Raw genomic sequence first — 22,468 nt, 5'->3', positions numbered from 1 at the left:
CCAGACCTCCCCGGGTATTGCGCACCCACCGTCACGCTTATGCCTGTCGGATCTACGCCGCATCGTTCCGTGCAAGTTTCGGGCTTTGATGATCTTGGGCACCTCACCCCGATGCGTCGCCTCGTATCCGCTTCCTGTTCGTCAGGCCAGCGCTTTGCCATCCGGCTTCCTCCAGACCCGCGGTCGCCCGCGAAACCCTTGCCTTCGGCTAACCGTTCCCCTTGCCGGGCCGGTAGAGGACTTCCACCTCCAAGTAGGTGCGCCCTGCCGGGCGCACCAAGCAAAAAGCCCGCGCGATGCGCGGGCTTCGAAAGCACTTCCACAAGGGCAGCGCGAGCTTCGGGGCCAGGCCCCGAAGCTCGGCGGACATTACATGTCCATGCCGCCCATGCCGCCCATGCCGCCGCCCATCGGGGCTGCGGGGCCGTCTTCCTTCGGCGCGTCCGCCACCATGCACTCGGTGGTCAGCAGCAGGCTGGCGACCGAGGCGGCGTTCTGCAGCGCGGTGCGGGTGACCTTGGTGGGGTCCAGGATCCCCATCTCGATCATGTCGCCGTACTCGGCGTTGGCCGCGTTGTAGCCGTAGTTGCCCTTGCCTTCGACGACCTTGTTCAGCACCACGCTGGGCTCGTCGCCGGCGTTGGCGACGATCTGGCGCAGCGGCTCCTCGATGGCGCGCATCACCAGCTTGATGCCGGCGTCCTGGTCGTGGTTGGCACCGGCGACCTTCACGCTCACGCGGGCACGCAGCAAGGCCACGCCGCCACCGGCGACGATGCCTTCCTCGACCGCCGCACGGGTGGCGTGCAGCGCATCCTCGACGCGGGCCTTCTTTTCCTTCATCTCGACTTCGGTGGCGGCACCGACCTTGATCACCGCCACGCCGCCGGCCAGCTTGGCCACGCGCTCCTGCAGCTTCTCACGGTCGTAGTCCGAGGTGGCTTCCTCGATCTGCACGCGGATCTGCTTGACGCGCGCCTGGATGTCGTCGGCATTGCCGGCGCCGTCGATCAGGGTGGTGTTTTCCTTCGCCACCTCGACGCGCTTGGCCTGACCCAGGTCGGCCAGGCTCACCTTCTCCAGGTTCATGCCGGTTTCTTCCGACACCACCTTGCCGCCGGTCAGGATCGCGATGTCCTCCAGCATGGCCTTGCGGCGGTCGCCGAAGCCCGGGGCCTTCACGGCCACGGTCTTGAGCACGCCACGGATGCTGTTGACCACCAGCGTGGCCAGGGCCTCGCCGTCCACGTCCTCGGCGATGATCAGCAGCGGGCGGCCCGACTTGGCCACCTGCTCCAGCACCGGCAGCAGGTCACGGATGTTGGAGATCTTCTTGTCGTTCAGCAGGACATAGGGGTTGTCCAGCGTGGCGACCTGACGGTCCTGGTTGTTGATGAAGTACGGCGACAGGTAGCCGCGGTCGAACTGCATGCCCTCGACGATGTCGAGTTCGTTGTTCAGGCTCTTGCCGTCCTCGACGGTGATCACGCCTTCCTTGCCCACCTTGTCCATCGCCTCGGCGATGATCTGGCCCACGTCCTCGTCGGCGTTGGCCGAGATGGTGCCGACCTGGGCGATTTCCTTGCTGGTGGTGCAGGGCTTGGAGATCTTCTTCAGTTCCTCGACCAGCGCGATCACGGCCTTGTCGATGCCGCGCTTGAGGTCCATCGGGTTCATGCCGGCGGCCACGTACTTCATGCCTTCGCGGGCGATGGCCTGGGCCAGCACGGTGGCGGTGGTGGTGCCGTCACCGGCGTTGTCGCTGGTCTTGGAAGCGACTTCCTTGACCATCTGCGCGCCCATGTTCTGCAGCTTGTCCTTGAGCTCGATCTCCTTGGCCACGGACACGCCGTCCTTGGTCACGGTGGGGGCGCCGAAGGAGCGCTCGAGCACCACGTTGCGGCCCTTCGGGCCCAGCGTGGCCTTGACGGCGTTGGCCAGGACGGTCACGCCTTCCATCATGCGGGCGCGGGCATCGGCGCCGAAAACTACTTCTTTTGCAGCCATCTGTGATTCTCCGGATTCAATAGGGTGGGACGGTGGCGCGGATTACTTCTCGACGACGGCCATCAGGTCGTCTTCGCGCATGACCATCAGTTCGTCGCCGTCGAGCTTCACGGTCTGGCCGGCGTACTTGCCGAACAGCACGCGGTCGCCGACCTTGACCGCCATCGGCAGCAGCTCGCCCTTGTCGTCGCGCTTGCCGGGGCCGACCGCCACCACTTCACCCTGATCGGGCTTCTCGGCAGCGGCGTCGGGGATGAAGATGCCGGAAGCCGTCTTGGTTTCCTGTTCCACACGCTTGACGATGACACGATCGTGCAGGGGACGCAATTTCATGAAGGTTGCTCCTGAGGAGGTGTTCGAAGGTTCAAAACCTGGTTGTCCAACGCATGCCGCGCCCCATGGGGCGCGGCACACCGGTGCCCTGCGGGTGGGGAGCCCGGACGAAACCGGCCCCGGCCATCCGCTCGTTAGCACTCAGCGGTTGCGAGTGCTAATTGTAGGGGCAGCGCGCCGGATTTCAAGAGCTGCCCCTACAGGACGCAGCCGCCAGGCGTACTGGATGAGCGAGCACCCGACCATGGCCGACACTCCCATCGCCCCCGAGATTCAGCGCGCTCAGGCGTCTGCCGCGAAGGCCGAGGTCTCCTTGGCGACTCGCCCTGGCGAGTTCGGCGAGCATCTGTCGCCACACGACGGGGCGCTGGGCGCGGATCGGGCCGATGTGCGGCCAGGTGGATCGCCACCATGCCGCCCAGGGAGTGTCCGACGACGCTCACCCCTTGGAGCTCGCGTTCGTCGGCCAGGCGCCCGACATCGGCGCTCAATTGCAGCGCTGAATAGCCTCGATCCGGCGCGGGCGAATGTCCGTGTCCCCGCAGGTCCACCGCCACGATCCTGAAGCTTGCACGCAGGGCGGGCGTGAGCAGATCCCAGCTTCGGCGGCTCGACGTGCCGCCGTGGATCAGCAGCAGCAGCAGGGGCCTGCCTCGCTGCCCTGCCACTTCATAGGCAAGGTCGACGGCCCCCTCGCCAGGCGCTTGTCTCGCCGCCGCGGCCGGGTTCATCGCAGCAGCTTGAAGGCGTGGGTCCACGAGTTCTCGCGGAAACCGGGGATGCACCACAGCATGCCCAGCGGCTCGATGGCGCGGGCGGCCACGGCCGAGCCCATGTCGGCGGCGTCCCAGCCCAGCTGGTCGAGCAGCGCCGTGGCGGCAGCCTTCGCACTGGCCTCGTTGCCGGCGATGAACATGGTCGGCCGGCCCCCCTCGAACTCCGGCTCGACCATGCGCGCGGCGCCGACCGAATTGAAGGCCTTGACGAACCGGGCCTTCGGATGCGCCTGCTGCAGGCCTTCCATCAGCGACTCCTGCGCAGTGGTGAAGTACGGCAGGACGCCGTCGACCGGCGGGGCGTCGGCGATCGGGTTCGTGGTGTCGAGCACGGGCTTGCCGTCGAGCCCGGCGCCGGCATCGCCGGCCGCCTGCAGCGCAGCGCCGCCCTTGACGGCGAGGACCACGAGCTCGCCGAAGGCCGCGGCCTCGGCGCTGCTGCCGATGCGCACGCCCGGCGTCCGCGCCGCGAATTCGTCCAGCCTGGCGGCGTCGCGCGTTCCCAGCATCACGGCATGCCCATGCCGTGTGAAGCCGGAAGCCAGAGTCTGCGCGACGATGCCCGAACCGATGATGCCGATGTTCGTGATTCCACTCCTGTTGGGTTGCCCGCGACGCGGACCTGGAACAAACTCTAGGCCCCGCTGATCGGCCTGGAAAGTCACTGCCTGTTGCAGCAATTGGGCGTGCGCCTCGTGCAGCGCAGCACGCGCACCGCGCGGCTCACCGACGAGGGCGCCCGCTTCGTCGCGAAAGCCCGCGACGGACTGCGCCTGCTCGACGACGCGGTGAGCGAGGTCTCGCTGGCCGCGGCCGAGCCTGCCGGCAACGTACGCATTTCGGCGGGGATTGCCTTCGGCCGGATGTGGGTGCTACCCGCGCTGCCGGCGATCGCGAATCGCTTCCCCCGGCTGAGCCTCGAGGTCGAACTGGACAACACGCCGGTGGACATCGTCGCCGACGGCATCGACATCGCGATCCGCGGCGGCTCGGTGACCGACGCCGGCTTCGTGGCACGCCACGTCTGCAGACTTCCGCTGGTGCTGGTGGCCAGCCCCGACTATCTGGCACGCAACGGGATCCCGCTCCAGCACGGCGATCTGCAAGGGCACCGCTGCATCCAGTTGCGCTTCGCCGACGGCTCGATGGCGCCCTGGGGCTTCGTCATTCACGGCCGGCGTGTCGCGATCATGCCGGCCGCGCCGCTGGTGGCCAACGACAGCGACGCCGTGCTCGAACTCGCGACCGCCGGCGCGGACTCGGCGCGGCAAACCGCAGTCGTGAGGCGCCCTTCCCGCTCTCAGGCGTGCGGCGCGCTCGCCGCGGCCGCGGCGTCATCCAGCTCGAGCCCTCGCCGCCGGGCGGGACGCTGTTCGAGCAGCGAGACATAGGCTTCGAAGGCCGGGCGCTTCTCGATGGTGCCGAAACGCATGCCGAAAGCCAGGTGCGAGCCGACGACCACGTCGGCCGCGCCGAAGCGCTCGCCCAGCAGGTACGGAGCGCGGGCGGCCACCGCGCCCTCCACGACATCCAGCGCTTCCTCGTAGCTGCCGTAGCCCATCATGCCCTTGCGCTCGGGCGGCACCACGAATCCCAGCGCGCGGTTGGACACCGCGGCCTCCAGGGGCCCGGCCGCGAAGAACAACCAGCGGTAGTAGGCGCCGCGCAGCGGCGAATCGCAGGGAGGCGCGAACCCCTTCGACGCGAAGGCGTCGGCCAGGTAGGCACAGATGGCGGCGACTTCCGTGACCACCAGGTCCCCATGGCGCAAGGCCGGCACCTTTCCCAGGGGGTTCACGGCCAGGTATTCGGGGGCCTTCATCGAGGCGCCGTACACGAGCAACTCCGTCCGGTACGGCACCCCGATCTCCTCGAGCATCCAGCGCACGATCCTGCCGCGAGATTGGGGATGGGTATAGAACACGAGTTCGCGACTGGTCATGATCCTGGTCTCCGTGGTAACGAGCCAGTGTAGGGCGCGCCCGATCGCGCGCCCCGGCCTGCCCGGGCGCCGCGAGGTGGGGCTGTATGCCTCGCGCGACTACCTGGAATGCCACGGCGAGCCGCTTCAGGCGTAGGCTTGGATCCTCGGGCAGCGGCCTGGCGACGGGAGACGGCGATGTCGCAGAACTTGAACGGCGTTCGCGAACACTATGCAGCCACCGGGGTGCTTCAGCGCATCCGCGCCGCGCTGGCCACGCTGGGCCCGGAAGACCGCCCGCTGACGCCCCGCGAGCTCGGCGCGATGGACCAGTTCCATACCCGTGGGCATGCCGCCACCGCCGAACTGGCGGAGCTGGCCGCCATCGGGCCCGCCGACCGGGTGCTGGATCTGGGCTGCGGCATCGGAGGGCCGGCGCGGCTCATCGCCGACAGCCGCGGCTGTCGGGTCACGGGGCTCGACCTCAGCGAGGGCTTCGTCGAGGCCGCCCGCTACCTGAGCCTGCGCACGGGCCAGCAGGAACGCGTGCAATTCCATTGCGGCAGCGCGCTGGCGATGGACTTCGCCGACGCCAGCTTCGACGTGGTGTTGCTGCAGCACGTGGCCATGAACATCGCCGATCGCGAGCGGCTGTACCGGGAGATCCGCCGTGTGCTGGCGCCGGGCGGACGCTTCGCCACCTACGACGTGGTGCGCGGCGAGGGCGAGCCCCTCTACCCCGCCCCGTGGGCACGCGATGCGAAGGACAGTTTCCTGCTCGACGCCCAGGCCACCCGCGACGCCGTCGAGGCCGCCGGGCTGCGTGTACGGGCCTGGCGCGACGATACGCAGACAGCCAGGGACTGGGCGGCGCAGCTCAAGGCCGCCGCTGCCTCGGCGCCGAGGCCTTCCGCGCCGGGGCTCGGCGTGGTGATGGGGCCGGACTTCCCGGCGCAGGCCGGCAACCACGCCCGCAACCTGCTGGAAGGGCGCGTGGGCGTGCTGATGGCGGTGTTCGAGGCGGTGTAGACGGTGTGCGCAGGGCAGGCTCCGCGGCCGCGGGGGCCCTGCAAAAAAGGCCGGACCGGTCGCCCGGGGAACCCTGCGCGCAGCGCGCGGGCCCTCGGAGCGCGACCGCTCCGGCCTCGGTCGAACCGGGCCGACGATTACTGCTTCGGCGCGTTCGAGTTCTGGGCCGAGCTGGCGGCCTTGTGGTGGTACATCGCCGCGTTCGCGATCATCGGGCTGGCGAGAGCCGTCACGGTGGCGACAGCCAGGATCACACGGGCGATCTTGCGGGAAGCGGTCATGACAAAACTCCTCTCTTGGGTTGATGCAGAGTGCGGCTGCGCCTTCGGCGGCCGCGGGATCCGGAGATCGGGTCCCGAGTTCTGTCTTGCAATGCCCGTGCCCGGACGCAAATTCCCCACTACATCAAGGGTTTAGCGACCGTGCCCGCGCCGGGCGCGGCGCCGCGGCGGCGCGACAGGCGCCGCAGGGGCCGATAGCGTCGCCCCGGAACGACGGCACGCGGCCCCGATGGACTTCAATCGAAGCAAATTCGCGGCCTTGCGCCTGTCGTCGTCGAGCGACAGGCCATCCGGCATGGCGTCAGCGAAGTTCGCGCTCGACCTGGGTGAATCCGTAGGCGGGAACGAGTTCATCGCGGCGGTCGTCGATGGCCTCCCAGGCCCCGGCGACACGCTGCGCCGCATCGTCGCCACCGTCGATGCGCACTCCGCGCGTGAGGGTCACGTGCGCGCTCGCGAAATGCCCGCCGCCGGTGCAGAGAATCGCTCGGGTGGGGGCATCGGGCCCGACCAGCGCGACCAGTCCGGGGCTGACCAGTTCGGGGGCCAGGCGCTGCAAGGCCTCGGGCGGGAGCACGCCCCCCGTCATCTGCGTCGCCGCCGTCGGCGCCAGGCAATTCACGCGGATCCCGTACTTGTCCCCTTCGATCGCGAGGGTCTGCATCAGTCCCACCAGGGCCATCTTGGCCGCGCCGTAGTTGGCCTGGCCGAAATTGCCGTAGAGCCCCGACGACGAGGTGGTCATGACGACGCGTCCGTACTGGCGCTCGCGCATGGGGTCCCACACCGCCTTGGTGCAGATGACCGAGCCCATCAAGTGCACGTCGAGCACCTGGCGGAACTCGTCGATGCTCATCTTGGCGAAGGTCTTGTCGCGCAGGATCCCGGCGTTGTTCACCAGGATGTCGATGCGCCCCCATGCGGCCAGCGCCTGCTCCACCATCGCCTGCACCGCCGCCGCGTCGGTGACCGAAGCCGCCGCCGGCAGCGCGCTGCCTCCGGCGGCCCGGATCTCGGCCGCCACCGCCGCCGCCTGCTGCGCGTCGACGTCATTGACCAGCACCCGCGCGCCCTGCCCGGCCAGCGCCAGCGCATGGCAGCGCCCCAGGCCCGCTCCCGCCCCGGTGACCATCGCCACCCGATCCTGCAGCATCATTGATGCCTCCTGTTCTTCTCGTGGTTGTCCGGCCTGCCAGCGGCTCAGTGCTCGTGCCGGTGGTGCGTGTCCGGCACGTGGGCGTGGCGGTGGGTCAGCTCCGCGTGCCGGTGCCGGTGCGTGTGCCGCACGCCGGGCGCCACCGGCTGCTCGTGCTCGTGCTGGTGATGCTCGTCGTGCACATGCTCGTGCTCGTGCTCCAGCGGCTCGTGCGTGTGCGCATGCTCGTGGCGCTCGCTGAGGTGCAGCCACACCCCCACGCCCATGAGGACGGCCGCGCCCGCCAGGGGCAGGCTCAACGCATCGCCCATCAGCAGCGCGAGCAGCGCACCGAAAAACGGCGCCACCGAGAAGTAGGCTCCCGTGCGGGCGGAACCCAGGTGGCGCAGCGCGACCACGAACAGCGACAGACTGACGCCGTAGGCCACCAGCCCCACCACCATCGCGGCCGCCGCCAGGCGCAGGCCGGGCAATGCCGCGCCCGTGCCCAGGGCCAGCGCCAGGTTCACGCTTCCGGCGGCCAGGCCCTTGACGCTGGCCACCCAGGTGGCGTCGGCCAGCGACACCTTGCGCGTGAGGTTGTTGTCGATGCCCCAGGCCAGGCAGGCGCCCAGCACCAGCGCGGCCGGCGCCAGTTGGCGCGGGCTCCAGTGGGCCGCGGCGCCGGCGGCGGTACCGCCGAGCAGCACGGCGCCGGCCACGATGGCCAGCATGCCCAGCGCGATGCGGCGGTCGAAGTTCTCGCGGAACACGAACCAGGCGAGCAGCGCGGTGAACACGCTCTCCGCGTTGAGCAGCAGCGCCGCCCCCGAAGCCGGCATGCCGCGCAGGCCAAGCATCAGCAGCACCGGCCCGAGCACGCCGCCGAAGCCCACGGCGGCTGCGAACCAAAGGCCTTCGGCGCGGGCCAGGCGCACCCGCGGCGCGCGCCTGAGCAGGCGCCAGCCTCCCAGGCCGAGACCGGCGCCCAGGTACAGCAGGCCTGCCAGCACCCACGGGTCGGTGCCCTGCAGCAGGCGCTTGGCCAGCGGCGTGCCCGCGCCGAACAGCAGCGCCGCGCCCAGCGCCGAAAGCACCCCCGGACGCGCCCACTCGCGGATGCCTGCCATTCCTGCGCCCCCTGCGCAAGCCATGCCGCGGCTCAGGCTCCGTGCGCCGGCTGCAGCGCGCAGGCGTGGCAGGTCGTGCCCTGCTCGACCTGCAGCGTGCTGTGGCCGATGCCGAAGCGCGAGCGCAGTTCCCCGGAAATGGCGTCCAGCACCTCGTCGCCGGGATAGCCGCCGGGCACCACCAGGTGGGCCGTCAGCGCGTTCTCGGTGGTGCTCATGCCCCAGATGTGCAGGTCGTGCACGTCGCTCACCCCGGGTCGCCCGCGCAGGAATTCGGCGACCTCGCCGGCGTCGATGCCCGCGGGAACGGCCGACAGGATCAGCTCCAGCGCCTCGCGCAGCAGGCCCCAGGTGCCCGCCACGATCAGGGCCACGATGACCACGCTGACCAGCGGATCCAGCCAGTTCCAGCCCGTGGCCATGATCGCCAGCCCGGCCAGCACCACGCCCAGCGAGACGGCGGCGTCCGACAGCATGTGCAGGTAGGCCCCGCGCACGTTCAGGTCGGACTTCTGCCCGCGCAGCAGCAGCCAGGCGGACAGCCCGTTGACAACGATGCCTGCCGCCGCGACCAGGGTCACCGTGAGCCCGGCCACCGGCGGCGGCGCGAACATGCGCTGCACGGCCTCCCAGGCGATGGCACCGGAGGCCAGCAACAGCAGCACGGCGTTGGTCAGTGCGGCCAGGATGGAACTGCTGCGCAGGCCGTAGGTGTAGCGCCCCTTCGGCGCGCGCCGCCCCAGCACGGCGGCCACCAGCGCGAGCACCAGTCCGAGCACGTCCGACAGGTTGTGCCCGGCGTCGGCCATCAGCGCGGTGGAGTTGGCGACGAAACCGAAGCCGAACTGGATGAGCACCAGCAGGACGTTGAGCGCGATGGCCATGCGGAAGGCCGAAGCCTGGCTCAGCGGGTCTCCGTGATGATGGTGATGGGCGCCGTGTCCGTGCCCATGATCGTGATCGTGATCGTGATCGTGATCCTCGTGCCGGGAATCGCGCACGCTCATTCGAGTTCTCCCGAGGGCTCGGCGATGTGTTCGAGCATGTCGCCGAGCATGCGCGCCACATGCTGGTCGGCGGTGGAATACAGCACATGCTTGCCCTGGCGCTCGGACTTCACCAGGCGCGCGGCACGCAGCAGTCGCAGGTGGTGGCTCACCAGCGTGGGCGCGAGTTCCAGGCCGGAGGCGATGTCGCCCACCGCCACCGGCCCCTGCAGGCAGGCGGTCACGATGCGCAGGCGGGTGTTGTCCCCCAGCAGGCGGAACAGGTCCGCGAGTTGCGGCAGCAGGGTGTCGGGTTGCACGGGAGCGATCTTTCACATGTGAACAGGTGTTCATATGTGACCACAACCCACCGGAAACCGTCAATCGCGCCCGCGGGCTCTGCAGGCGCGGCAGTGGCGCTAGCATCCTGCGCAAACCCCAGCCGGAGCACGCCATGGCCTACGACGCCAACAATCCCTTCGCCCGCATCCTGCGCGGCGAACTGCCCAGCATCCAGCTTGCCGAGGACGACGGCGCGCTGGCCATCATGGACATCATGCCCCAGGCCGACGGCCACGTGCTGGTCATCCCCAAGGCGCCCGCCGAGCAGATCTTCGATCTGCCGGACGCGGCGCTGGTCGCGGCCATCCGCATGACCCAGCGCCTGGCGGTGGCGGTACGCGAGACCCTGGAGCCCGACGGGGTCTTCGTCGGCCAGTTCAACGGCGCCGCGGCCGGGCAGACGGTGCCCCACGTGCACTTCCACGTCATTCCCCGCTGGAAGGGATCGGAGCTGCGCATGCACGCGCGCGAGCAGGGGGACCCGGACAAGCTGCGGGCCATCGCGCAGCGCATCCGCCAACAGTTGGCGGCAGGCTGATCAAGGCACCAGCCGGCCCGGCGGGCACTCAGGACACGCCCAGGCGCTTGAGCCGGTAGACCAGCTGCGCGCGCGTCAGGCCGAGCTCGCGCGCCGCCGCCGACACGTTGTAGCGGGCCGCCACCAGCGCCTCGCGGTAGGCGTCGGCCGGGTGCCCGGCGCCGCCCGCTCGCGCACCGTGCTCGGTCAGGCGCCCGTCGACCCCCGGCGACAGCCCCTGCGGCGCCTCGATCTCGCCGCCGCGGAACAGGTGCACCACGTCGATGGGTTCGTCCGGGCCCGCCATGATCACGCCGCGCTCGATCAGGTTCTGCAGTTCGCGCACGTTGCCGGGGAAGTCGTACTGCAGCAGCGCCTGCACGGCACGCGGCGTGAAGCCGGCCACGCGCCGCCCGTACTGCTCGCCGTAGCGCCGCAGGAAGGCCTCCATGAGCAGCGGGATGTCGTCGCGGCGCTCCTTCAGCGGCGGCAGCGCGATGGGAAACACGTTGAGCCGGAAGAACAGATCCTCGCGGAAGCGTCCGGCGCGCACCTGCGCGCGCAAGTCGACGTTGGTGGCGGCCACCACGCGCACGTCGACCGCGATCTCGCGGCTGCCCCCCACCCGCTCGATGCGCCGCTCCTGCAGCGCGCGCAGCAGCTTGCCCTGCGCGAAAAAGCTCAGCGAGGCGATCTCGTCCAGGAACAGGGTGCCTCCCTGCGCGCGCTCGAAGCGCCCGGCGCGCGAACTGCTGGCGCCGGTGAACGCGCCCTTTTCCACGCCGAACAGCTCGGTCTCGATCAGCGTGTCGGGAATCGCCGCGCAGTTCACCGCCACGAAGGGCGCCGCCGCGCGGGGGCTGATGGCATGCAGGGTCTGCGCGAAGAGTTCCTTGCCGGCGCCCGAGGGGCCGCTGAACAGCACGGTCGCGGGCGTGGGCGCGACGCGCTCGATCAGGTGCCGCGCGGCGCTGAAACTCGAGGAGATGCCCACCAGCGCGGACTCCTCGGCGCACGGCCCTGCCGCCGCCTGCCGCGCCGGCGAGACGCCTGGCGCGAGCGACGGCGCCGCCAGGCTGCGGCGGATGCCCGCGGCCGACAGCCCGGGAGCGAAGTAGTGCTGGTCGAGTTCGGGGTCCTCCCATTCCTCGGCCGGACGGCCCACCAGGCGGCAGGCGCTGGCTCCGGTGGCCCGGCACTCGATCTCGCGGTACACGATGAACTTGCCCATGAAGGCGCTGGCATAGCCGCTGGCGTAGCCGATCTGCATCCAGCACGCCGGCTCGGTGCCGATGCCGAAGGCGGCGATGTGCTCGTCGTCCTCGCTCGAATCGTGCCACCAGAAGTCGGCATGGAAGGTGCCGCGCGCGATGTCGAACTCGAAGGCGATGGCTTCGGGGCGCACGATGCCCCCGAGCTTGTGCATCTGCGGCCCGGCGTGAAAGGCGTTCACCGGGTCGCTGCCGGGCCAGGTGCGGCGCACCAGCTCGGCGTCGCGCGCGCCGGCGGCGTAGCCCACGCGGGTCAGCAGCGAACGCGCCTGCTCCTGGCCCAGGCGCGCGATCAGTTCGGCGCGCAGCGAGCCGAAGGTGGACGAACGCCACAACACCATGCGCTGGTCGCCCAGCCAGATGCGCCCGTCGTCGGGCGAGAAGCTCAGCGCCTCGGCCAGATCGCGCAGGGTGGGCGTGGCGCCTTCGTCGATGTCCAGGCTGCTGCGCGACGAACGCCGCTGCAGTTCGGCCAGGCTGACTCCTTTGGCAACGCTACGGGGCATGGGGATGGCCTGGTTCAACATGGATCATGCATTTTTGATCAAGATCTCGGAACCACTCCCTGGGTATACCCGGATGGGGAGGATCCAAGCCCTTGATTCGCCTGGACCGCGTGCCGCGGGCGGCCGCTGGCACGCCCTTTGCGGAAGCCTTCGCGCCCGACCGCGCCGAGCGAGCGCGCGGGCGAACCATTCGAGGAGACAACACATGCTCAAGGGAAAGACCATCGTGGTCACCGGTGCCGCGTCGGGCATCGGCGCGGCCACCGCGGCGCTGCTCGCCGAGCGCGGCGCCGAGGTCCTGTCGGTGGACATTCACCGTCCGCCGCGCGAGGTCGGCCGCTTCCTGCAGGCCGATCTTTCGGACCCGGCTTCCATCGACGCCCTGGTGGCGGCGCTGCCCGCGGGCGTGCACGGGCTGGCGAACATCGCCGGACTGCCGCCGACCCGCCCCGCGGCGCAGGTGCTCACGGTCAACCTGGTCGGCCTGAAATACCTCACGCAGCGCCTGGTGCCCAAGCTGGCCGACGGCGCATCCATCGTCAACCTGGCCTCGCTGGCCGGACTGGGCTGGTCCCAGCCCGAGGCGAAGCCGGCCATCGATGCCAGCGAGCAGCTCGATTTCGCCGGCGTCGGCGCCTTCTGCGAAGACCACGGCATCGAGGGCGCGCGCAGCTACTTCTTCTCCAAGGAGGCGCTGATCGTGTGGACCCTGCGCAACCGCTGGACCTGGCGCGAGCGCGGCATCCGCATGAACGCGGTCAGCCCGGGGCCGGTGGACACCCCCATCCTGAAGGATTTCATCGAGACCCTCGGCGCCCGTGCCGAGGAGGACATGCGCACCATGGACCGCCCCGGGCGCCCCGGCGACATCGCGCCGGTGGTCGCCTTCCTGCTGTCCGACGACTCGGCCTGGATCCGCGGCACCAACGTACCGGTGGACGGCGGCATGTATTCGAACGTGCTGTGCCAGATGCACGGCTTCTGAACCTGGAGACTCCCATGACCACGATTTCCCTGTTGATCGGCGGCGAGCGCCGCGCGGCCGCCGGTGGCGCCACCTTCGTGCGCCGCAATCCCCTGGACGGCAGCGTGGCCACGACCGCGCCGGCCGCCACCCCCGAGGACGCGCGTGCCGCGGTCGACGCCGCCGCGGCGGCCTTTCCCGCCTGGTCCGCGCTGGGACCGAACGCACGCCGCGCGCTGCTGATCAAGGCCGCGCACGCGCTGGAGGCCAAGGGAGAAGCCTTCGCGGCCGCCGTGGCCTCGGAGACGGGCGGATCCGGGCTGTGGGCCGGCTTCAACGTGCACCTGGCCGCCGGCATGCTGCTGGAGGCCGCCGCGCTGACCACCCAGATCTCCGGCGAAGTGATCCCCTCCGACGTGCCCGGCAGCGTGGCCATGGCCATGCGCCAGCCCGCCGGCGTGGTGCTGGGCATGGCGCCGTGGAACGCTCCGATCATCCTGGGCGTGCGCGCGCTGGCCGTGCCGCTGGCCTGCGGCAACACCGTGGTGCTCAAGGGCTCCGAACTGTGCCCGGCCACGCACGGCCTGATCGTGGAGGCGCTGGTCGACGCCGGGCTGCCCGCCGGCGTGGTCAACTTCGTCACCAACGCCCCGGCCGACGCGGCCGCGGTGGTGGAGGCCATGATCGCCCACCCTGCCGTGCGCCGCGTGAACTTCACCGGCTCCACGCGCGTCGGGCGCATCATCGCCGAGATGTGCGCGCGCCATCTCAAGCCCTCGGTGCTGGAGCTCGGCGGCAAGGCGCCGCTGGTGGTGCTGGACGACGCCGACCTGGACGCCGCCGTCAACGGCGCCGCCTTCGGCGCCTTCGCCAACTCCGGGCAGATCTGCATGTCCACCGAGCGCATCATCGTCGACGCCTCGGTGGCCGACGAGTTCGCGGCGCGCCTGGCGGCCAAGGCCTCGGCGCTGCCGCTGGGCGATCCGCGCAAGGGCCCGGTGGTGCTGGGCTCGGTGGTGGACATGAGCACCGTGCAGCGTTGCAACGCGCTGATCGACGACGCACTGGCCAAGGGCGCCAGGCTGCTGTGCGGCGGCAAGGCCGACTCCACGCTGATGCCGGCCACGCTGCTGGACCACGTCACCCCCGACATGGCCATCTACCGCGAGGAATCCTTCGGCCCGGTCAAGCCCATCGTGCGCGTGCAGGGCGTGGAGGCCGCCGTGGCCTGCGCCAACGACAACGCCTACGGCCTGTCGGCGGCGGTGTTCGGGCGCGACGCCGCGCGCGCGCTGGCCGTGGCCCAACGCATCCAGTCGGGCATCTGCCACGTCAACGGGCCCACCGTGCACGACGAGGCGCAGATGCCCTTCGGCGGGGTCAAGGACAGCGGCTGGGGCCGTTTCGGCGGCAAGGCCGGCATCGACGCCTTCACCGAGCTGCGCTGGGTCACGCTGCAGACCGGCACCCGCCACTATCCATTCTGATCGCCCCCGGGCGCGGGCGCGGGCCCGCCATCGTGCGCTTGCATGCAGGGGTTTCGCGGAGAATGCTCCCATCACCCGCTCAGGAACCACCTGCATGACACGAAGCAAGCAGCCCGTTTGCATGATCACGGGCGCGGCCACCGGCATCGGCGCGGCCACTGCCCTGCGCTTCGCGCAGGGCGGCTGGTCGGTGGCCATCGGCCATTTCGGCGCCGACACCCGCGAAGCCGCGCTGGGGGTCGAGGCGCGTTGCCGTGAGGCCGGCGCCGGCACGCTGGTCTTCGAGGCCGACGTGCGCGACGACGCAGCCTGCCGTGCCGCCGTGGCGACGGCCGAAGCGCGCTGGGGCCGGCTGGACAGCCTGGTCAATTGCGCGGGCACCACGCGGGTGATTCCCCACCGCGCGCTGGAGTCGATCGACGCCGCCGAGTTCGAGCGCGTGTACGGCGTCAACGCCATCGGCCTGTTCCAGATGACCCGCGCCGCCGCCCCCCTGCTGGAGCGCAGCGCCTCGCCCGAGGCCAGCAGCAGCGTGGTCAACGTGTCCTCGCTGGCGGGGCTCAACGGCACCGGATCGTCGCTGGCCTACGCCGCCTCCAAGGGCGCGGTCAACACCATGACCCTGTCGCTGGCGCGTTCGCTGGCGCCGCGCGTGCGGGTGAACGCGGTCGCCCCCGGCATGGTGGACGACGGCCTGTTGCAGCGCTGCCTGGACCCGCGCAGCTACGCCGGGGTGCTCGAGCGCATGACCCGCCAGGCCGCGCTGCGGCGCGTTTCCCGCCCGGCCGAGGTGGCCGAGATCGCATGGTTCCTGGCGACCCAGGCGCCGGCCCTCACCGGCCAGGTGCTGTGCGCCGAGAACGGTTTGCTGCTGGCCGAACCCAGCCCAGGAGATTCCTCGACATGAGCAGGCTCCACAAGCATCGCTCGCGCGCCGTCACCGACGGGCTCACCCGCACCCCGCACCGCGCCTTCCTGCGCGCCACCGGCCTGGACGACGAGGCCATGCGCAAGCCCTTCGTGGCCATCGTCGACACCCACGGCGAGAACACCCCGTGCTCGATGTCCCTGAACCAGGTTTCGGACAACGTGCGCCTGGGCGTGGCCGCCGGCGGCGGCGTGCCCATCCGGGGATCGGCGGTCTCGGTATCGGACGGCACCTCGATGAACCACGCCGGCATGCGCATGAGCCTGGTGTCGCGCGAGGTCGTGGCCGACAGCGTGGAATTGTTCGTGCGCGCCCACGGCTATGACGCGCTGGTGGGCATCGCCGGCTGCGACAAGACCCTGCCGGGCATTCTCATGGGCATGGTGCGGGTCGACGTGCCCGGCGTGTTCCTGTTCGGCGGCGCCATGCTGCCGGGCACCGCGCCGGGCGCACTGCCCGGCGGCGATGCGCCGGGCCCGCGGCGCCAGGCCACGATCCTCAGCGCCATCGAGGCCGTCGGCACCACGCAGCGCGGCGACATGACACGCGCGCAGCTCGACGCGCTGGAGCGCAACTGCACGCCCACCGCCGGCTCCTGTCCGGGGCAGTTCACCGCCAACACCATGGCCATGGTGGCCGAGGCCCTCGGGCTCGCACCGCTGGGTTCGGCCATGGTGCCGGCGGTGTACAGCGAGCGCATCGCCATTGCGCGCCGCGCCGGCGAGACCGTCATGCGCATGCTCGAGGCCGGCGGGCCGCTGCCGCGCCAGCTGGTCAGCGTCAAGAGCCTGGAGAACGCCTGCGCCGCGGTGGCCGCCACCGGCGGCTCCACGAATGCCGCGCTGCACATCCCGGCCATCGCGCACGAGGCGGGCATCGAGTTCACGCTGGATCACGTGCAGCGCGTGTTCGCGCGCACCCCGCTGATCGGCGACCTGCAACCCGGCGGACGCTATCTGGCACAGGACCTGCACCACGCGGGAGGGGTACCGGCGGTGCTCAACGCGCTGCTGGCCGGCGGCCACCTGCACGGTGACGTGCCCACGCTCGGGGGCGAGCCCCTGGAGCAGGCGCTGCGGCGCTTCGCCGGCCCCGACGGCCGGGTGGTGCGCGCCTGCGACGCCCCGCTGTCGCCGGACGCCGGCCTGGTGGTGTTGCGCGGCAACCTGGCTCCCGACGGCGCCTGCCTCAAGACCGCCGGCCTGCGCTCGCTGAGCTTCCGCGGCGTCGCGCGGATTTTCGAGTGCGAGGAGGACTGCATGGCGGTGGTCGCCGCGCGCGACTATCGCGAGGGCGAGGTGCTGGTGATCCGCAACGAGGGCCCCAAGGGCGGCCCGGGCATGCGCGAGATGCTCAGCGTCACCGCGGCCATCTACGGCCAGGGCATGGGCGAGAAGGTCGCGCTGCTCACCGACGGCCGCTTCTCCGGCGCCACCCGCGGCATGTGCATCGGCTACGTCGGCCCCGAGGCGGCCGACGCCGGGCCCATCGCCCTGCTGCGCGACGGCGACCGCATCCACATCGACGCGCGTGCCGGACTGCTGCAGGTGGAACTGGCGGAGCAGGAACTCGCGCGGCGCCGCGCCGAGGCTCCGGCACCGCGCCCCAGGCGGCTTGCGGGCGTGCTGGAGAAGTACGCCGCGCTGGTGCGCCCGGCGCGCCTGGGCGCCGTCACCCATTCGGGCGCCGTCGCCTGGCCCTACGAGCAGGCCTTGCCGGCAGACGAGGCATGAGTGCCGCGGCGCCGCGGGGCGTGGGCTTTTGCGGCCTGGGCAGGATGGGCCGCCCGATGGCGCGGCGCCTGCTCGACGCAGGCGTCGAACTGCGTGTGTGGAATCGCTCCGGCGTGGCGCCCGAACTGCTGTCGGGCCTGCCCGTGGGACGCGCGACGGCCTGCGCCCACCCCGCGGAGCTGGCGCGCGCCTGCGACGTGGTGCTGCTGTGCCTGGCCGACGCGCAGGCCGTGGAGGCCGTGGCCTTCGGCGCGCAGGGCCTGGCGCTGGGTGCCGGGCACGCACCGGTGGTGGTGGACCACTCCACGCTGGAGCCGCGCACGGCGCGGGCCCTGGCCGCGCGGTGGCACGAACGCACCGGCGGCCACTGGATCGACGCGCCGGTGTCGGGCGGCACCGGCGGCGCGAGTGCCGGCACGCTGGCGGTGATGGCCGGCGGCGACGCACGGACCATCGAATCCCTGCGCGTTCTCCTGGGCGCCTACGCGGCCCGGGTCACGCGCATGGGCGACAGCGGAGCCGGGCAGACCGCCAAGCTGGTGAACCAGACCATCGTGATGAGCACCATCGCCGGCCTGGCCGAGGCCGTGCGCCTGGCGCGCGGCGGCGGCGTCGACGCCGCGCGCGTTCCATCGGCCCTGCAGGGCGGCTGGGCCGACTCGGTGCTGTTGCAGACCCTGATGCCCCGCATGCTCGAGGCTCCGGCCGAAGCCGGGGGCACCATCCGCATCATGCTCAAGGACCTCGGCGCCGTGGAGTCCTTCGCCGCCGAGCACGCGCTGCATCTTCCTCTGGCCTCGCTGCTGCGCCGCTGGTTGAGCCGTGCCGTCGAGCAGGGCCTGGGCGACAGCGACATCTCGCAGATCGTCCGGGTACCCCTCGACGAGGCCGTCAGGCCTTGATGCCGCGCAGGCTGCGCGCCGCCGCGACCATGTTGGACAGCGCCGGCAGCACCTCCGACCACTGACGGGTCTTGAGCCCGCAGTCCGGGTTCACCCACAGGCGCTCGGCCGGGATGCGCTGCGCGGCCTTGCGCATGAGCTGCACGATCTGCTCGGGGGTCGGGATGTTCGGCGAGTGGATGTCGTACACCCCGGGGCCGATCTGGTTCGGGTAGTCGAAGCGATCGAAGGCGTCGAGCAGCTCCATGTCCGAGCGCGAGGTCTCGATGGTGATGACGTCGGCGTCCATGTCGGCGATGGCGCCGAGGATGTCGTGGAACTCCGAATAGCACATGTGGGTGTGGATCTGCGTATCGTCGGCCACGCCGTTGGCGGCGATGCGAAAGCTCTCCACCGCCCAGGCCAGGTACGGCTCCCACTGCGAGCGGCGCAGCGGCAAGCCTTCGCGCAACGCGGCCTCGTCGATCTGGATCACCCGCACGCCGGCGTCCTGCAGATCCAGCACCTCGTCGCGAATGGCCAGCGCCAGTTGCATGCAAGTGCGCGCGCGCGGCTGGTCGTCGCGCACGAAGGACCAGTTCAGCATGGTCACCGGGCCGGTGAGCATGCCCTTCATGGGCCTGGCGGTCAGCGAGGCGGCGAAGCGGGTCCATTCCACGGTCATCGGCCGCGTGCGCCGGATGTCCCCGAACAGGATCGGGGGTTTCACGCAGCGCGAGCCGTAGGACTGCACCCAGCCGTTGCGGCTGAAGGCGTAGCCCTCCAGCTGTTCCCCGAAGTACTCCACCATGTCGTTGCGCTCGGCCTCGCCGTGCACCAGCACGTCCAGCCCCAGCGCCTCCTGCTCGCGCACGCAGCGCTCGATCTCCGCCCGCATGGCCGCACGGTAGGCCTCGGCATCCAGGCGCCCCGCCTTGTACTCGGCGCGTGCGTGCCGGATCTGCGCGGTCTGGGGGAAGGAGCCGATGGTGGTGGTGGGGAAAGCCGGCAAGCGCAGCAGTTCCGCCTGGCGTGCGGCGCGCAGCGCGTGCACGCTGCGCCTGCGCCCCATCTGCGGCGTCACCGCGTCGAGCGCCGCGCGCACCTCGGGCCGGTGCACGCGGGCCGACGCGCGGCGGCAGGCCAGGGCCTCGCGGTTGGCCAGCAGCGCATCGCGCACGGCCTCGCGCCCCTGGTTCAGCGCCCGCGCCAGCAGTTGCAACTCGTCCAGCTTCTGGCGCGCGAAGGCCAGCCACGAGCGGATCTCGGGGTCGAGGGCGGTCTCGCTCTCCAGGTCCATGGGCACGTGCAGCAGCGAGCATGACGGGGCCAGCCACAGGCGATCGCCGAGGCGCGCGGCCAGCGGCTCCAGCCAATCCAGCAAGGCGCCCAGGTCGCTTTTCCAGACGTTGCGGCCGCTGATCACCCCCAGCGAAAGCACCTTGTGCGCGGGCAGCAGGTTGAGCAGCGGCGCGAGGTCGTCCAGCCCGCGGGTGGTGTCGACGTGCAGCCCGTCCACGGGCAGGTTCGCCGCCAGGTAGCGGTTGTCCAGCAGGGGCCCGAAATAGCTCGCCAGCAGGATGCGGATCCCCGGCACGCGCAACTGGCGGTAGGCCACGTTGAAGGCCTGTTGCCAGTCCATGTCGAGCTCGGTGGCCAGGATGGGCTCGTCGATCTGCACCCACGACACGCCTTGCCCGGCCAGGGCCTGCAGCAGCCGCGCGTACACCGGAAGCAGGCGCGGCAGCAGGCCCAGTCGGTCCGAGCCGTCCTTGGACTTGCCCAGCGCCAGGTAGCTCACCGGGCCGAGCAGCACCGGCTTGGCGCGCACGCCCGCCTGGCGCGCCTCCTCCAGCTGCGCGAGAAGCCGCGAGGCATCGAGTTCGAAGCAGGTGCCCGCGTGGAACTCCGGCACCATGTAGTGGTAGTTGGTGTCGAACCACTTGGTCATCTCCGCCGCGGCCACGCCGGCGCAGCAGGCGGCGGGACCGTCGCGGTCCTGGGCGGGGCGCCCACGCGCGACCCGGAAGTAGGCGTCCAGCGCATCGCCGCCCGGGCCGCGCGCGCGTTCGGGAACGTGGCCCAGCATGAAACTCGTGTCCAGCACGTGGTCGTAGAGCGAGAAATCCCCCACCGGCACCAGGTCCAGCCCGCCCTGCTCGTCCCAGTGCTGCCGGCGCAGCGCGGCTGCCTGCGCCTCGAGTTCGTCGGCGCCAAGCTGTCCCTTCCAATAGGACTCGAGCGCGAATTTGAGTTCCCGGCGCTTGCCGATGCGCGGGTAGCCGAGGTTGTGCGTGGTGACCATCGCCCAAGGTCTCCTGGATGTCGAAACGGCCATCTTAGGAAGGGAAATTCATGACGTAAAATGGTCATTTCTCACAGTTTGTTGAATTTTGGTCAACTGAGGCCGGCACCATGATCGAGCGCATCCATCTGGCCATCGTGCAGGAAGTGGCCCGCCTGGGTTCCCTGACCGCCGCCGCCGAGGCCTTGTGCCTGACGCCCTCGGCGCTGAGCCATTCGGTGGCGCGCCTGGAAGCCCAGGCCGGCACCGACATCTGGATCCGCGAGGGCCGCAGCCTTCGCTTCACGCAGGCGGGAGACCATCTGCTGGCGCTGGCCGGGCGCGTGCTGCCCCAACTGCAACTGGCCGAGCAGCGCCTGGAACAGTTCGCGCAGGGCGAGCGCGGCAGCCTGCGCGTCGGCATGGAATGCCATCCCTGCTACCAGTGGCTGCTCAAGGTGGTGTCGCCCTATCTGGCGCAATGGCCCGACGTCGACGTCGACGTGAAGCAGAAATTCCAGTTCGGCGGCATCGGAGCGCTGTTCGACCACGAGATCGACCTGCTGGTCACCCCGGACCCGCTGCGCAAGGCCGGGTTGCGCTTCGAGCCGGTGTTCGACTACGAGCAGGTGCTGGTGGTCGCTGCGGGCCACCCTTTCGCGGGGCAGGCCTGGGTGCGCCCCGAGCAGCTCGGCGACGAGGTACTGCTCAGCTACCCCGTGGGCATCGAGCGCCTGGACGTGTACAGCCTGTTCCTGAGCCCCGCGGGCATTGCGCCGCGGCGCCACAAGACCCTCGAGACCACCGACATCATGCTGCAGATGGTCGCCAGCGGGCGCGGCGTGGCCTCGCTGCCGCGCTGGCTGGTGCAGGAGTATGCAAGCCGCTTCGACGTGGTGCCCGTGCGCATGGGTCCCCGCGGAGTGGCCAAGCAGATCTTCCTGGGCTATCGCAAGGCCGACGAGGCCACCGCCTACCTGCGCGCCTTCGTCGATATGGCGCGCGGCGCCGGCACGCAGGCCTGAGCTTTCAGCGCGCCGGCCGCGCGCGCAGCGCGCCATCGGCCGCGTCCAGGCCGGCCAGCAGCCACTGCGCGTAGCCCACGCCGGGCCGCACGAACTCGTCGACTCCCACGACGGGGATCCCCGCCGATGCGGCCACCTGCTGCATGCGCAGCGCCAGCGGGCTGCTGACCTGGCGGTTGTAGAACAGCAGCGCCACGCGGCCTCGGCGCAGGTCGTCCTCGTAGCGCGCGACCACCGCCGGAGCCGGCTCGGTGCCGTTCATCACGTTGAACTGGAAGGTGTTGCCCAGGCTGGTCCAGCCCAGCGCGCGCAGCATGTAACCGTACACCGGCTCGGTGGCCGTGACCCGCAGCCCCGCATGGCGCAGGCGCAGCTGCGCCACCCGCGCGTCGACCTGCGCCAGGCTCGCGCGAAAGGCGCGCAGCCGGGCGGCGTAGTCGGCGGCATGCGCCGGGTCGCGCTGCGCCAGCAGGGTCTCGAGGCGCGCGGCCACGGCCTCGGCCACGCGGGTGTCGTAGAACAGATGCGGGTTGCCGTCCGGCATCACGCGCGCAGGCTGCAGGTCCGCGGCCACGATCACCTGGCGCGCGCCGGAGGGATTGGCCGCCAGCATGCGGCTCATCCACGCGTCGTAGCCCAGCCCGTTCATCACCACGATCGATGCGGCCGCGACTTCGCGCGCCGTGCGCGGCGAGGCCTCGAACTCGTGCGGGTCGACGTCGGGGTTGCGGATGATGCTGCGCACCTGCACCTGCGGTCCGCCGACGGCCTGCGCGATCACGCCGTAGGTGCTCTCGGCGGCAACGATGGAAACCGGCGAAGCCGCGGCGGCGGCGGGCGCCAGCGCCCACGAAACGACGGCTGCGGCGATGGCAAGGAACGGGAGACGCATGGACGGGAGCAGCCGGGCGGCGCGAAGGACACGAAGCCGC

23 protein-coding genes are annotated in these 22,468 nt (G+C 71.0%); 10 read left to right on the top strand and 13 right to left on the bottom strand.

Annotated features, from left to right (window positions below):
• Nucleotides 1-369: 369 nt before the first annotated feature.
• The 4 genes from groL to D466_RS0112925 all read right to left on the bottom strand — a co-directional run bounded on the left by groL (nucleotide 370) and on the right by D466_RS0112925 (nucleotide 3,781).
• Nucleotides 370-2,007, bottom strand: a complete 1,638-nt coding sequence (groL, locus tag D466_RS0112940) for a chaperonin GroEL (protein ID WP_026285229.1) — start codon at nucleotides 2,005-2,007, stop codon at nucleotides 370-372.
• A gap of 42 nt (nucleotides 2,008-2,049) precedes the next feature.
• Nucleotides 2,050-2,340 (bottom strand): co-chaperone GroES, encoded by a 291-nt coding sequence (gene groES / locus D466_RS0112935; RefSeq protein ID WP_018914138.1) that lies wholly within the window; start codon nucleotides 2,338-2,340, stop codon nucleotides 2,050-2,052.
• Nucleotides 2,341-2,537: 197 nt separating this feature from the next.
• Nucleotides 2,538-3,071, bottom strand: a complete 534-nt coding sequence (locus tag D466_RS25155) for an alpha/beta fold hydrolase (RefSeq protein ID WP_081629945.1) — start codon at nucleotides 3,069-3,071, stop codon at nucleotides 2,538-2,540.
• Nucleotides 3,068-3,781, bottom strand: coding sequence for an NADPH-dependent F420 reductase (locus D466_RS0112925; RefSeq protein ID WP_255326075.1), 714 nt, complete (start codon nucleotides 3,779-3,781; stop codon nucleotides 3,068-3,070). The genes D466_RS25155 and D466_RS0112925 overlap by 4 nt, the downstream gene beginning before the upstream one ends.
• Nucleotides 3,782-3,787: 6 nt before the next feature.
• Between D466_RS0112925 and D466_RS21710 the strand changes: the two genes are divergently transcribed.
• The gene (locus D466_RS21710) at nucleotides 3,788-4,507 is read left to right on the top strand and encodes a substrate binding domain-containing protein (protein ID WP_196803475.1); all 720 of its coding nucleotides are present in this window, start codon (nucleotides 3,788-3,790) and stop codon (nucleotides 4,505-4,507) included.
• Here D466_RS21710 and D466_RS0112915 read toward each other — a convergent pair.
• On the bottom strand, nucleotides 4,417-5,058 hold the full coding sequence (locus D466_RS0112915) for a glutathione S-transferase family protein (RefSeq protein ID WP_018914135.1): 642 nt from the start codon (nucleotides 5,056-5,058) through the stop codon (nucleotides 4,417-4,419). The genes D466_RS21710 and D466_RS0112915 overlap by 91 nt on opposite strands.
• Between D466_RS0112915 and D466_RS23990 the strand changes: the two genes are divergently transcribed.
• Both D466_RS23990 and D466_RS0112905 read left to right on the top strand, forming a co-directional pair.
• The gene (locus D466_RS23990) at nucleotides 5,057-5,194 is read left to right on the top strand and encodes a hypothetical protein (RefSeq protein ID WP_018914134.1); all 138 of its coding nucleotides are present in this window, start codon (nucleotides 5,057-5,059) and stop codon (nucleotides 5,192-5,194) included. The genes D466_RS0112915 and D466_RS23990 overlap by 2 nt on opposite strands.
• 41 nt (nucleotides 5,195-5,235) lie before the next feature.
• Entirely contained in the window at nucleotides 5,236-6,066 is an 831-nt protein-coding gene (locus D466_RS0112905; protein ID WP_018914133.1) for a class I SAM-dependent methyltransferase, read from the top strand.
• Nucleotides 6,067-6,203: 137 nt separating this feature from the next.
• On the opposite strand, the gene D466_RS23985 is transcribed toward D466_RS0112905, so the two are convergent.
• The 5 genes from D466_RS23985 to D466_RS0112880 form a co-directional block, all read right to left on the bottom strand.
• Entirely contained in the window at nucleotides 6,204-6,347 is a 144-nt protein-coding gene (locus D466_RS23985) for a hypothetical protein (protein WP_018914132.1), read from the bottom strand.
• A gap of 301 nt (nucleotides 6,348-6,648) precedes the next feature.
• Complete coding sequence (locus tag D466_RS0112895) at nucleotides 6,649-7,503, bottom strand: SDR family NAD(P)-dependent oxidoreductase (protein WP_018914131.1); 855 nt, start codon at nucleotides 7,501-7,503, stop codon at nucleotides 6,649-6,651.
• Nucleotides 7,504-7,547: 44 nt separating this feature from the next.
• Nucleotides 7,548-8,612, bottom strand: a complete 1,065-nt coding sequence (locus D466_RS0112890) for a DMT family transporter (RefSeq protein WP_018914130.1) — start codon at nucleotides 8,610-8,612, stop codon at nucleotides 7,548-7,550.
• 32 nt (nucleotides 8,613-8,644) lie between these two features.
• Complete coding sequence (locus D466_RS0112885) at nucleotides 8,645-9,619, bottom strand: cation diffusion facilitator family transporter (protein ID WP_038166205.1); 975 nt, start codon at nucleotides 9,617-9,619, stop codon at nucleotides 8,645-8,647.
• Complete coding sequence (locus D466_RS0112880; RefSeq protein WP_018914128.1) at nucleotides 9,616-9,918, bottom strand: helix-turn-helix domain-containing protein; 303 nt, start codon at nucleotides 9,916-9,918, stop codon at nucleotides 9,616-9,618. Before D466_RS0112880 ends, D466_RS0112885 begins: the two co-directional genes overlap by 4 nt.
• 134 nt (nucleotides 9,919-10,052) lie before the next feature.
• On the opposite strand from D466_RS0112880, the gene D466_RS0112875 reads away from it, so the two are divergent.
• Nucleotides 10,053-10,478 (top strand): HIT family protein, encoded by a 426-nt coding sequence (locus D466_RS0112875; protein WP_018914127.1) that lies wholly within the window; start codon nucleotides 10,053-10,055, stop codon nucleotides 10,476-10,478.
• Nucleotides 10,479-10,506: 28 nt separating this feature from the next.
• On the opposite strand, the gene D466_RS0112870 is transcribed toward D466_RS0112875, so the two are convergent.
• Nucleotides 10,507-12,234 (bottom strand): sigma-54-dependent Fis family transcriptional regulator, encoded by a 1,728-nt coding sequence (locus D466_RS0112870; protein ID WP_026285226.1) that lies wholly within the window; start codon nucleotides 12,232-12,234, stop codon nucleotides 10,507-10,509.
• 205 nt (nucleotides 12,235-12,439) lie between these two features.
• Between D466_RS0112870 and D466_RS0112865 the strand changes: the two genes are divergently transcribed.
• The 5 genes from D466_RS0112865 to D466_RS0112845 all read left to right on the top strand — a co-directional run bounded on the left by D466_RS0112865 (nucleotide 12,440) and on the right by D466_RS0112845 (nucleotide 18,248).
• Nucleotides 12,440-13,219, top strand: coding sequence for a coniferyl-alcohol dehydrogenase (locus tag D466_RS0112865; RefSeq protein WP_018914125.1), 780 nt, complete (start codon nucleotides 12,440-12,442; stop codon nucleotides 13,217-13,219).
• 14 nt (nucleotides 13,220-13,233) lie between these two features.
• Nucleotides 13,234-14,685, top strand: coding sequence for an aldehyde dehydrogenase (locus tag D466_RS0112860; RefSeq protein ID WP_018914124.1), 1,452 nt, complete (start codon nucleotides 13,234-13,236; stop codon nucleotides 14,683-14,685).
• A gap of 94 nt (nucleotides 14,686-14,779) precedes the next feature.
• Complete coding sequence (locus D466_RS0112855) at nucleotides 14,780-15,592, top strand: SDR family NAD(P)-dependent oxidoreductase (protein ID WP_026285225.1); 813 nt, start codon at nucleotides 14,780-14,782, stop codon at nucleotides 15,590-15,592.
• Nucleotides 15,589-17,346, top strand: coding sequence for a dihydroxy-acid dehydratase (gene ilvD / locus D466_RS0112850; protein WP_018914122.1), 1,758 nt, complete (start codon nucleotides 15,589-15,591; stop codon nucleotides 17,344-17,346). Before D466_RS0112855 ends, ilvD begins: the two co-directional genes overlap by 4 nt.
• Complete coding sequence (locus D466_RS0112845; protein ID WP_018914121.1) at nucleotides 17,343-18,248, top strand: NAD(P)-dependent oxidoreductase; 906 nt, start codon at nucleotides 17,343-17,345, stop codon at nucleotides 18,246-18,248. Before ilvD ends, D466_RS0112845 begins: the two co-directional genes overlap by 4 nt.
• On the opposite strand, the gene metE is transcribed toward D466_RS0112845, so the two are convergent.
• Nucleotides 18,238-20,532 (bottom strand): 5-methyltetrahydropteroyltriglutamate--homocysteine S-methyltransferase, encoded by a 2,295-nt coding sequence (gene metE, locus D466_RS0112840; RefSeq protein ID WP_018914120.1) that lies wholly within the window; start codon nucleotides 20,530-20,532, stop codon nucleotides 18,238-18,240. The two genes, D466_RS0112845 and metE, sit on opposite strands and share 11 nt — an antisense overlap.
• Before the next feature lie 110 nt (nucleotides 20,533-20,642).
• Between metE and D466_RS0112835 the strand changes: the two genes are divergently transcribed.
• Entirely contained in the window at nucleotides 20,643-21,536 is an 894-nt protein-coding gene (locus D466_RS0112835; protein WP_018914119.1) for a LysR family transcriptional regulator, read from the top strand.
• A gap of 4 nt (nucleotides 21,537-21,540) precedes the next feature.
• On the opposite strand, the gene D466_RS0112830 is transcribed toward D466_RS0112835, so the two are convergent.
• A complete protein-coding gene (locus D466_RS0112830) occupies nucleotides 21,541-22,428 on the bottom strand; it encodes a metal ABC transporter solute-binding protein, Zn/Mn family (RefSeq protein ID WP_018914118.1) in 888 nt (295 codons plus the stop codon).
• Between the last annotated feature and the right edge of the window lie 40 nt (nucleotides 22,429-22,468).

The organism is Thiomonas sp. FB-6 (genome assembly GCF_000377645.1).
Taxonomy (GTDB): Bacteria; Pseudomonadota; Gammaproteobacteria; order Burkholderiales; family Burkholderiaceae_C; genus Thiomonas_A.
The sequence above is the reverse complement of the archived record's forward strand: the minus strand, read 5'-3'. Positions and strand labels throughout refer to the sequence as shown.